Genomic DNA, 11,474 nt, shown 5'->3' with positions numbered 1-11,474 from the left:
GACATGCGTTCAGGAGGATATGCGATGGATGCCAAGTTGTTGGCGAGGATTACCCTCGAGCCCGGCAAGCGAGGCGGCAAGCCTTGCATTCGCGGCATGCGCATTACTGTCTACGACGTCTTGGGCTGGATGGCGTCCGGCATGCCGGTACAGGAGATTCTTGCCGACTACCCCGAACTGGAGGCCGATGACATCATCGCCTGCCTGGCCTTTGCTGCCGAACGCGAGCAGCGCATCAGCCGGGTGGCCGCTTGAAGCTGTTGCTCGACCAGAATCTCTCGCGTCGTCTGCTGCCGGAACTGGAGTCGCATTTTCCGGGTTCCTCCCATGTGCAATTGGTTGGTTTCGAGAGCGCGAGCGACGGAGCACTGTGGGAATTCGCCAAGGCGAACGGCTACGCGATTGTCACGAAGGACGTTGACTTCGTCGAGATCATGCTGGTCCGCGGCTTTCCGCCGAAGATTGTGTGGCTGAATTGCGGCAACGTATCGAATGCCGTGACCAGAGACCGACTCATGTCCCGGAGCACCGAGATTCGAACGTTCCTCGTGTCGGCTGACGAAGGCGTGCTTGAGATTGAATAAGCCGATGAACGAAACGCTTCTGGAAGCCGCCGACCGCGCCCTGGTCGACGGCGTGCTGGCGCGCCAGCTGCGACCGCTGGCGAAGACCATCACGCTGATCGAATCGCAGCGTGAGGATCACCAGATGCGTGCCCAGGGTGTGCTCGAAGCCTTGCTGCCGCACAGCGGCGGGGCGATGCGGGTGGGGATCTCGGGGGTGCCGGGGGTGGGCAAGTCCACCTTCATCGAGGCCCTCGGCCTGTACCTCATCGAGCAGGGGTTGCGGGTCGCGGTGCTGGCGGTGGATCCGTCGTCGTCGCTAAGCGGTGGCTCCATCCTCGGCGACAAGACGCGCATGGAGGGCCTGTCGCAGTGTCCGCAAGCCTTCATCCGCCCCAGTCCTTCGGCCGGTTCGCTGGGCGGGGTGGCCGAAAAGACGCGCGAGACCCTGCTGGTGTGCGAGGCCGCCGGTTTTGACGTGATCATCGTCGAGACCGTGGGCGTCGGGCAGTCGGAAACCGCGGTCGCCAACATGACCGACATCTTCTGCCTGCTGCAGCTGCCAAATGCCGGCGACGACCTGCAGGGCATCAAGAAGGGCATCATGGAACTGGCCGACCTGGTGGTGGTGAACAAGGCCGATATCGATCCGGCCGCGACCACGCGGGCGCAGGCGCAGCTGAAGACTGCCCTGCACATGCTGCGTCCGGCCAGCCCCAACTGGAGCCCGCCGGTGCTCACCCTGTCGGCACTGAAGAAGGCCGGTATCGAGGATTTCTGGCGTACCGTGTGCGACTATCGCACCACCATGACGCGCAGTGGCGAGTTCGAGGGCCGGCGCCGCCATCAGGCGCTGGCATGGATGTGGGAGCTGATCGACGCCGGCCTGCGCCAGCGCTTCCGCCGTCATCCGCGGGTGCGTGCGGAGCTGGCGGCGATCAGCACCGCGGTCGAGCTTGGCGAGAGTACCCCCGCAGTCGCCGCACAGCGCCTGCTGCAGCACCTGAATTGAAGAACGCCGTCCGTCGCAGCGTCTGGCGCGGACAACCGGAAAACTGTAAGGAGGTCATCAATGCACGAAATCATCCGCCAACTGGATGAGAAGCGCCAGAAAGCCCGCCTCGGCGGTGGCCAGAAGCGCATCGATTCCCAGCACGCCAAGGGCAAGCTCACTGCGCGTGAGCGCATCGAGCTGCTGCTCGACGAAGGCAGCTTCGAAGAGTGGGACATGTTCAAGGAGCACCGCTGCACCGACTTCGGCATGGGCGCGGAAGCGATCCCCGGCGACGGCGTGGTGACCGGTTATGGCACCGTCAATGGTCGCCTGGTGTTCGTCTTCAGCCAGGACTTCACGGTGTTCGGCGGCTCGCTGTCCGAGACCCATGCGGAGAAGATCTGCAAGGTCATGGACCACGCCATGAAGGTCGGCGCGCCGGTGATCGGCCTCAACGACTCGGGCGGTGCGCGCATCCAGGAAGGCGTGGATTCGCTCGGCGGTTACGCCGACGTGTTCCAGCGCAACGTGATGGCCTCCGGGGTGATCCCGCAGATCTCCATGATCATGGGCCCGTGCGCAGGCGGCGCGGTGTATTCGCCGTCGATGACCGACTTCATCTTCATGGTGAAGGATTCCTCCTACATGTTCGTCACCGGTCCGGAAGTGGTCAAGACCGTGACCCACGAGGAAGTGACCGCCGAGGAACTGGGCGGCGCGGTGACCCACACCAGCAAGTCCGGCGTCGCCGACCTGGCCTTCGAGAACGACGTCGAGGCGCTCGCCCAGCTGCGCCGTTTCATCGACTTCCTGCCGCTGTCCAACCGCGAGAAGCCGCCGGTCCGTCCCACTGCGGATTCCGCCGACCGTATCGATGAGTCGCTCGACACCCTGGTGCCGAGCAACGCCAACCAGCCCTACGACATGAAGGAGCTGATCACCAAGGTTGTCGATGAAGGCGACTTCTTCGAACTGCAGCCCGACTACGCCAAGAACATCCTCATCGGCTTCGGCCGCATGGAAGGCCAGACCGTCGGCTTCGTCGCCAACCAGCCGCTGGTGCTGGCCGGCTGCCTGGACATCAAGAGCTCGATCAAGGCGGCGCGCTTCGTGCGCTTCTGCGACGCCTTCAACATCCCGGTGGTCACCTTCGTGGACGTCCCCGGCTTCATGCCCGGCACCAGCCAGGAGTACGGCGGCATCATCAAGCACGGCGCCAAGCTGCTCTACGCCTATGCCGAATGCACCGTGCCCAAGGTCACCGTGATTACCCGCAAGGCCTATGGTGGTGCCTATGACGTGATGAGCTCCAAGCATCTGCGCGGCGACGTGAACCTGGCCTGGCCGAGCGCGGAGATTGCCGTGATGGGCCCCAAGGGCGCGGTCGAGATCATCTTCCGCGAGGAGAAGAACGACCCCGAGAAGATCGCCGCGCGCGAAGCCGAGTACAAGGAAAAGTTCGCCAACCCGTTCGTGGCGGCGCACCGCGGCTTCATCGACGACGTGATCATGCCGCACAACACCCGCAAGCGCATCTGCCGCTCGCTGGCGATGCTGCGCGACAAGCAACTCGACAATCCGTGGCGCAAGCACGGCAACATCCCGCTCTGATCGCCCGGAGGACACAGACAAATGTTCAAGAAGATTCTTATCGCCAACCGCGGTGAAATCGCCTGCCGCGTGATCAAGACCGCCCGCAAGATGGGCATCAAGACTGTCGCGGTGTATTCCGAGGCCGACAAGGACGCGCTGTTCGTCGATATGGCCGACGAGTCCGTATGCATCGGCCCGGCCGCATCCAAGGAATCCTACCTGGTTGCGGACAAGATCATTGCCGCCTGCAAGCAGACCGGCGCCGAAGCGGTGCACCCGGGCTACGGCTTCCTCTCCGAGAACGCCGAGTTCTCGCGCCGCCTGGAAGAGCAGGGCATCAAGTTCATCGGTCCCAAGCACTACTCGATCGCCAAGATGGGCGACAAGATCGAGTCCAAGAAGCTCGCCATCGAAGCCAAGGTCAACACCATCCCCGGCTACAACGACCCCATCGCCGGCCCCGAGCAGGCGGTGGAGATCGCCAAGGGCATCGGCTATCCAGTGATGATCAAGGCCTCCGCCGGCGGCGGCGGCAAGGGCCTGCGCGTGGCCTACAACGACCAGGAAGCCTTCGAGGGCTTCTCCTCCTGCGTCAATGAAGCGCGCAACTCCTTCGGCGACGATCGCGTGTTCATCGAGAAGTACGTGCTCGAGCCGCGCCACATCGAGATCCAGGTGCTGGGCGACAGCCACGGCAACTACGTGTATCTGAACGAGCGCGACTGCTCGATCCAGCGTCGCCACCAGAAGGTCATCGAAGAGGCGCCGAGCCCCTTCGTCGATGCCGAAATGCGCAAGGCCATGGGCGAACAGGCGGTGGCCCTGGCGCGCGCGGTGAACTACGAGTCGGCCGGTACGGTCGAGTTCGTCGTCTCCGGCGCGACCAAGGAGTTCTACTTCCTGGAAATGAACACCCGCCTGCAGGTCGAACACCCGGTCACCGAACTGATCACCGGGCTCGACCTGGTCGAACAGATGATCCGCGTCGCCTACGGCGAGAAACTGCCGCTGACCCAGGCCGACGTCAAGATCAACGGTTGGGCGATGGAATGCCGCATCAACGCCGAAGACCCCTTCCGTGGCTTCCTGCCCTCCACCGGCCGTCTGGTGAAGTTCCAGCCGCCGGCCGAGGTGGATGGTCTGGTGCGTGTCGATACCGGCGTCTATGAAGGCGGCGAGATCTCGATGTACTACGACTCGATGATCGCCAAGCTGATCACCCATGGCGCCAACCGCGACCAGGCCATCGAGCGCATGCGCGAGGCCCTCAACGCCTTCGTGATCCGCGGCATCAACTCCAACATCCCCTTCCAGGCCGCGCTCATGCAGCACCCGCGCTTCATGTCCGGCATCTTCGACACCAGCTTCATCGCCAAGGAGTACCCGCAGGGCTTCGACGCCTCGCTGGTGCCGCACGACGACCCGATGGTCTTCGTCACCGTGGCCGCTGCCCTGCATCGCGCCTTCGAGGACCGCGACGCCGAGATCTCCGGGCAGATGCCCGGCCACGAGCGTCTGGTCGGCGACGACTACACGGTGGTCCGTGGCGAGGAGCGCACCCTGGTCAACGTGCTGCCGATCGAGGCCGGCTACGAAGTGCGGGTCGGCAGCGAGTGCTTCGTTGTCCATACCGGCTGGCAGTTTGGCGAAATTCTTGTCAACGGCACCATCAACGGGCGCCCCTTCACCCTGCAGATGGAGCGCAACGGCCTCAAGTACCGCATCAACCACAATGGCACCCAGGCCAACGTGATGGTGATGAGCGCGCGCTGGGCCGAACTGCAGGCGCTGATGCCGGTGAAGCTGCCGCCCGACATGTCGAAGTTCCTGCTCTCGCCGATGCCCGGCCTGCTGCGCGAAGTGGCGGTCAGCGAAGGCCAGGAGGTCAAGGCCGGCGAAAAGCTGGCGGTGATCGAGGCGATGAAGATGGAGAACGTCCTCAAGGCCGAGCAGGACGGCAAGGTGAAGAAGGTCGTCGCCAAGCCCGGTGCCAGCCTGGCGGTGGATGAGATCATCGTCGAGTTCGAGTAAGCGCCGATCCGCCGCCCGGCCGGCGAAGCCGGGCGCGCAAGTTTGCTATCGATGGGGAGGGAGACCCGCTGCCCCCAGCGGCGGGTACCTGTCGAGGGATGGGGCCTGCACATGCGGGCCCCCTTTTTTTCCACAATGCCTGTGCGAGCGATGCGACGGTGGCCTTTGGGTGGGGCGCCTGCCAGCAGTCAGCGGCTGCTCGCGCTCTGATACTGCGACAGCCTGTCGGTGAGGCGTTCCAGGTCGGCAAGGGATGCGGACTGTGCGTCCGGGCCCCAGCCTTCGTCGAGGGCAAGCCGGGTGGCGAGGCTGTCGAGTGCCTGCAGGGCCCGCCGGACGGCGTTCGATGCCTGTGCCGCGCGTTCATCGATCAAGGACGAATCAAGCTTCAATGCACGCGATTCGTCGAGTAGCAGCCTGAGTTGGTCGAGGATGCGAACGGTGTCGTCGACGAGCTCCTGGATGCTGTGCATGTAGCGCTGGTAGGTCACCTCGGTGGTGCTGAAGCGTCGTCCGAGCCAGGACTCGGCAGTTCCCCGGGTTTGCTCCATCTGCTCTACGAGCAGCGACAGTTCGTTTCGCCCATGCTTTTCGAAGTGCCAGCGCAGCGAGGCGGTAGTCGATTGCCTGCTATCGGCCGGTGACGCCTGATGGTCGCCGAGAACTTGCTCGATGCGCTGGATGATTTCCTGCGGCTGCCAGAGCCATTCATGAAAGGCGACAGGAAGAATGTTGAGCCCGGTGCGCTCAAGCAGGGTGTAACGCTCGCAGGCCCATGGCTGCCCGATGGGTTCGGCAACGCCGACGAGGTCGATGGCGAGGGAGGATTGGCCGGCAACCACGAGGAGGTCGATGATGCTGCCGCCGAGCGCGAAATCGGGCCAGCACCGGTAGCCTTTCTCCTGCAGTGCGACGATCAGTTCGTCGCGAGTGCTGCCAGCGCCCCGTGCGAAGGGCTGAGCGGGCACCGGGCGCTCGGGGGCGAAGGCCAGGTAGGCGCCCAGCAGGCCATCCTGAGCTTGAGGCGCACTGCCCTGGCCAATGAAGATGATCTGTCGGTCGCGGGCGCGGGTGGTTGCAACGTTGAATACGTCGGGCCGCTCCATGTACTGGCGAGCGGTTCGTGACAGTTGGGCGTGAACACCGGTGGCGAGCAGGATGACGTCGCGTTCCTCGCCCTGGAAGCCGTACGGGGTGGCCACAAGGAGGTTGTGCCGGGCAAGTGTCTCCAGCCGGAACGCGGCCTGAATGCGTGCCTGCAGTATCTGGGCAAGGGCGGAGAACATTGCCACGACGCCAACCTTGGAAGCGTCCTCATCGGGCAGGTCGTTCTCCTGCTCGATGAGCTGGCGCAGATGTTCGATGACGCAGTCCACCTCGCCCTGGTTGACCCCATCGTTCAGTTGCAGCGGACACTCAACCACTTGCCTTGGCAGGGAGTTGGTCAGCCGACGCATGCCGGTGAGTACTTTCAGGCGCCCTTCGTAGAAACGCCGGTTGTTGAACTCGATGAGGTCAGGATGGCTGCGAAAGTGCTCGTCCAGCCAGACTTGTGCGTCGGCAGAGCGCAGTGCCTGCATTGCATAGTCGATCAGCGATTGGTCGCGGTAATCGAGGCTGATGCCTTGCCCCTCCACCCCGTGCTCGGCGGCAAACTGCTCCTGGCGGCGACGGGCGAGGAAGGAAAAGTGTCTCAGTTGGCGGGGGTCGCCAACGATGACCGCGCGTCTGGCGCGCTGCAGTGCGGGCAGTGCCAGTGCCAGATTGCACTGGGTGGCTTCGTCGATCACGACGAGGTCGAACAGGCCGTTCTCCAATGGCAGTGCGCGGTCGAGCGACTGGGCTGAGGCAACCCATACCGGGAACGCCCGCGTGAGTGTGGCCCAGTCCATTGCCGCCATGCGATCGACGCGATAACCCGAGTTTCGCGAGCGCAGCGCGACCGACAGGGCGGCCAGCTTGTGACGGCTGCTGCGCAGCAGCGCGTCCCGCGCTGTCTGCGTGCTGAGGTGGAGGAATCTCCGCGCACTGGCCTGGTGGCTCGATGCCTGATTCTGAAAGGTCGTCCAGTGTTTGCTGAGTGGTGGCGACTTCCTCAGCTTGAAGCGCGTCAATTGTCGACGCAGCGCGGCGATCGGGCTGCGTCGGCGGTCGCGCAGGACCTCACCGCCGGCATGCGCAAGCGCGAGCGCCTCGGCGAACCTGCCGGCCAGAAACTGTTGCGCGAGCGCGCTGTGCGCCAGCATCTGCCGGGCCCGTGCGACTGCCGGAGAGACCTCCCCTGAGGTCTCCTGTGAGCGTATGGCGGGTGGGTTTGGCGATGCGGGTTGGGCGGTGCTGAGCAGGGCGTCGAGATCTCGCAGCAGGCGTTGGCGGTACTCGCCTTGTCCTGCACGTACCACGAGATGGCTGTCGTCTCCGTATGCGAAAGCCTCGGCGAGCTTGGTGAAGACGACGTCTGCCGCATGTTCGTTGCCGCAGACGATGAGCACTCTCTCGCCGTTGATTACGCGGTCTGCGGTGATGCCACCGATGGTGTAGGTCTTGCCTGTGCCGGGAGCGCCGTAGACCACGCTCAGCGTGTGGGCGGTGGCGTTGATGAGGGCCTGCTTCTGCGCAGCACTGAGTCGCGTGGGTATCGAGTCGGGGGTCGTGGAGGGAGGCGCTGCCGGGGTGTCTTGCGGGTGGCCGAGGATCTCGCGCAGGCAGGGCGAGAAGCTGGCGGAGGCGGCAAGGGCTTCAAGCTCGTAGGCCGTGCTGGCGGCGACCCGGCTGCGCTGCGTGAGCCACAGCAGGCGGGCTTCGACCCTTCTCAGTGCGGGGCTGCGCAACGCAGGCAGGCGGTTGGCATGCTCCTTGAGCGCAAGCTCCGGCAAGGCGTCGAGACGGCCGATGAATTCTCCGAACCTGGGGTCGTTCTCATCGACTTCGGTGATGTAGTCGCGCGGCAGACCGAGTGCCACCAAGGCAACGGGGTTGATGCGCAGTGAGCCGGGCAGGGGCTCGGCGTGATACCCCCCTTTGGTGGAGCTCATCTGCACGCTGGCGAGGAAGGCCGGGGTGCGCAGCCTCCGTTCCCCCCGCTCCGGGTGCATGCCGCAGATGAAGCGCCAGCCCAGTTGCAGTTCGCGCTCCTGTCGCTGCATGCTGGCCGCATGAAGCAGCTCGCGTTTCTCGGTCCAGTTCAGCCAGACCGGGGCGAACGCCTCGTCCTGGGGCCCGGATCGCACCAGATGGTGACTTGCCTCTCCGGTGGAAAAGGCATCCTCCAGTTCCCGTTCGCCGCCGTCAGCGAGCAGGCAGTCACGAAAGTAGCGGACCAGCGCGGCGAGTTCGGTCTCGGTGTTGTCCGTCACGCGGCTCAGCTGCCGTGGCTGGCTGGCAGACGTTCGATCAGGCTGCCGGCTTCGCGGGTAATCTCGTCGAGGGCCAGGATGTTCCTGGCCATTTCGGGCAGCGCTTGCTGACGGAAGGATGAGACCTCATCCAGCGCGCCGCGGATGTCCGCAAACGCCTGGCGCAGCACGCCGATGTCGAGTTGCGAAGAGGCGGCCTGGCGGTGGATCTCAGCGCCCTGCTCGCGGAGCATGCGGGCACCGTCGCCTATCATGCGCTCGGTGGTGCGATTGACCGCGTTGACCTTGTCGAGCACGATGCGTTGATTGGCCAGTGCGGCGGCGAGGCTGACGACCACCTGCAGTGCGTTGACCGTCACTGTCAGGGCGCGGTTGACCCCACGGATGAGTTCTTCGTTGTTGCGAACGATGAGGTCGCTGGTGAGCAGACCTTGCTGGGTGACAGCGAGCTGCTGCTGGATGTCCTGAATGCGCTGACGAAGCGGAAACAGCAGATCCCGGGCGATCAAGTCGGCACGAGGGTCGTCGGCAGGAATGTCGATCTCCAGTGCCTCGCTCAGCCGGGCGTCGATGAGTTGTGCGTTGTTGGCCGTGCGCGTCAGCTCTCCGGCGAGCGCTCGCAGGTCTTCCTGATCGGCGCGCAAGGTGATGTTGTCGCGTTTGAGCTCTTCCCGCCCGCGCTCCAGCGAAGCGACTATCGCATCGATGACGGTGGATGCCGATTCGTACCTGGAGAAATAGCGCTTGACCGGTGTGCCGACGAAGGGGAGGTAACCGAACAGTCTGGAAAGCCAGCCGGCGGAAAAATCGACCCTCGCCGGGTCGAGCGCTTCAACCTGCATCTTGAGGTCGATGAGCGTGTTGGCAATGCTGCCACCGTCTGCCGCCCGGGCAGAGAGCTGATGCATCGGCTGCAGCAGCAGTTCGCTCTTGCGTGCGGCCTTGACCTGGAGTGACTGCCCCAGGCCATTGAGTGCATCGCGAATACCCTGCAGGGAGTGTTCGCCCTCGGACAATGCGGTGACGATCTGCCTTGCCGCTTGATCCGGGTCGGTGCCCTCTGCGATGGCTGCCCCGAGAGTGAGCGCTGTGGAAGACTCGTTCATGATGGAGACGGCGTGAAATGACGATCAGGAATGCTATACGAATCGCCGTATGCCTTCAATTGCGGCTTCCCCGCGTGGATCGCCCCGGACGTCGGGGTTGCCGTCTTCTGCCGGTATCGCAGCTGCCTGCTGGCGGACTCAGATCGGCTGTACCACCAGCCCGCCGTCGCCTTCCGCGGCAGGTTTCTTCACCCGTCGCGAGACCTTCACCGGCGACATCGCGGCGATGGCGTCGGCCTGCAGCTCCGGGCTCAGGAAGGGCTTCAGGCCGCTGGGCTGGCGGGGGTGCGGGGCGAAGTTCTGCTTGGCGGCCTCCAGCTGCGCCTTGTTGGCGCTGAAGTAGCGCGCCGCGCGGATGACCTCCGGCAGGTGGCGGACGATGTGCCACAGGCTCCAGCGGTGCGCCCACAGCCGTTTCGCGAAGCGGCGGCGGTAGGGCTTGCTGTCGTAGAAGCGGCGCACGTGCCAGTTGTAGAGCGCGTCCATCTCTTCGCGCGACTCGAAGCCGTTGGGCTTGTAGACGAAGTTCAGGCAGTTCATCAGGCGCCAGTCCTCGATGAAGTCGCCTTCCTTGCCGGAGACGCATTCGTCCCAGATCGGCGCGCCGTACATCGGGCTGAACTTGGTCATGTTCATTTCGTCGAGGTCCAGCGAGAGGATGAAGTCGCTGGTGACCTTCACCGTCTCCGGCGTCTCGCCGGGCAGGCCGAAGATGAACAGGCCCTTGGCGCGCAGCCCGGCGGCGTGGATCTGCTCCACGGTCTTCTTCACCTCCTCCAGCGTCACCCCGGTCTTGTGGCGTTCCATCATGCCGGGGTCGGCCGATTCGATGCCCATCGACACCATCAGGGCGCCGGCGCGCTTCAACAGCCCGAGCATCTCGTCCGAGGTGTGGCCGGTGCGGATCGCACAGTTGAAATCCACCCCCAGCGGCTTGGCGATCAGCAGTTCGCACAGTTCGAAGATGCGCTTCTTGCTGGCGGTGAACAGATCGTCGTAGATGTTGATGTGATGCACGCCGAAGTTGTCGCGCAGGTGCTTGATGTGGTCGTACACGTACTGCGCGGAGTTGTACTTGTAGAGGCGCTCGTACACCGTGCGGTCGCAGAACGAACAGGTGTAGGGGCAGCCGCGCGAGGTGATCATCGTGGCGCCCCAGCGCTTCTCGTAGGAGAACAGCGGCAGATGGTAGCCGTGCGGGAAGCCGGCGAGCTTCTCGTAGGCCGGGAAGGGCAGTTCGTCGAGATCGAGGATGCGCGCGCGGCGCGGGTTGATCACCGGCTGGCCGTCGCTGCCGCGGTAGATGATGTTGGCTACGTCGCGGTCGGCGAGGCCGTCGGCAATGTCGAGGATTGCCCCTTCGCCCTCGCCGATGCACAGGTAGTCGATCTCCGGAAAGTGCTCCAGCAGCGGCGCGCCGATCGACGACACATGCACGTTGCCGAAGAAGATCTTCACGTGGGGGCGCCTGGCCTTGATGTAGGCCGCCAGATCCACCGCGTCCATGAAGCCCGAGGTGGTGGCCGAGAAGCCCACCATCTCCGGGTCGGTGGCCAGCACCTGTTCGGCGTTCTCCTCGATGGTGGGCGGCGCGTAGGGGCCCAGGCAGTCATGCACCTGGGTGGGGTGGCCGTGCTTTTCCAGCCAGGAGGCGAGCTGCAGGATGCCGATCGGCGCCATGCGGTTGGCGAGTACGGAAAAGTCCGGCTGGCCGGGGACGAAGTTGAAGCCGGCGGGGTGAACCAGGGTGACGCGCATGGCGGGCTCTCGGCGGGGATGTTGTTGGACGCTTGTGGGCCGATTGTGCGGGAAAAGTGCGCTGGCGATAAGG

General features: G+C 64.5%; 8 protein-coding genes. 5 read left to right on the top strand and 3 right to left on the bottom strand.

Annotated features, from left to right (window positions below):
- The first annotated feature begins 24 nt into the window (after window positions 1-24).
- From C8261_RS10165 to accC, 5 genes are read left to right on the top strand one after another with little or no spacing between them, the layout of a single operon-like run.
- Entirely contained in the window at window positions 25-255 is a 231-nt protein-coding gene (locus C8261_RS10165; protein ID WP_107493595.1) for a DUF433 domain-containing protein, read from the top strand.
- Window positions 252-584, top strand: a complete 333-nt coding sequence (locus C8261_RS10160) for a DUF5615 family PIN-like protein (protein WP_107493594.1) — start codon at window positions 252-254, stop codon at window positions 582-584. The genes C8261_RS10165 and C8261_RS10160 overlap by 4 nt, the downstream gene beginning before the upstream one ends.
- A gap of 4 nt (window positions 585-588) precedes the next feature.
- Window positions 589-1,575, top strand: coding sequence for a methylmalonyl Co-A mutase-associated GTPase MeaB (gene meaB / locus C8261_RS10155; RefSeq protein WP_107493593.1), 987 nt, complete (start codon window positions 589-591; stop codon window positions 1,573-1,575).
- 60 nt (window positions 1,576-1,635) lie between these two features.
- On the top strand, window positions 1,636-3,168 hold the full coding sequence (locus C8261_RS10150) for an acyl-CoA carboxylase subunit beta (protein WP_107493592.1): 1,533 nt from the start codon (window positions 1,636-1,638) through the stop codon (window positions 3,166-3,168).
- 21 nt (window positions 3,169-3,189) lie between these two features.
- Entirely contained in the window at window positions 3,190-5,181 is a 1,992-nt protein-coding gene (accC, locus tag C8261_RS10145) for an acetyl-CoA carboxylase biotin carboxylase subunit (protein ID WP_107493591.1), read from the top strand.
- A 188-nt stretch (window positions 5,182-5,369) separates the two neighbouring features.
- Here accC and C8261_RS10140 read toward each other — a convergent pair whose 3' ends face one another.
- From C8261_RS10140 to C8261_RS10130, 3 genes are all read right to left on the bottom strand, one after another.
- A complete protein-coding gene (locus tag C8261_RS10140) occupies window positions 5,370-8,537 on the bottom strand; it encodes a DEAD/DEAH box helicase (protein ID WP_107493590.1) in 3,168 nt (1,055 codons plus the stop codon).
- 5 nt (window positions 8,538-8,542) lie between these two features.
- Window positions 8,543-9,643 carry a toxic anion resistance protein gene (locus C8261_RS10135; protein ID WP_107493589.1) on the bottom strand — a complete coding sequence of 367 codons (1,101 nt, stop codon included), beginning with the start codon at window positions 9,641-9,643 and terminating at the stop codon, window positions 8,543-8,545.
- Window positions 9,644-9,781: 138 nt separating this feature from the next.
- Window positions 9,782-11,401 (bottom strand): B12-binding domain-containing radical SAM protein, encoded by a 1,620-nt coding sequence (locus tag C8261_RS10130; RefSeq protein ID WP_107493588.1) that lies wholly within the window; start codon window positions 11,399-11,401, stop codon window positions 9,782-9,784.
- Window positions 11,402-11,474 lie beyond the last annotated feature (73 nt).

It is taken from the genome of Pseudothauera lacus (genome assembly GCF_003034845.1).
GTDB classification, from domain to species: domain Bacteria; phylum Pseudomonadota; class Gammaproteobacteria; order Burkholderiales; family Rhodocyclaceae; genus Pseudothauera; species Pseudothauera lacus.
Note: the sequence above shows the minus strand (reverse complement) of the source record. Positions and strands in the feature narration are given on the sequence as shown.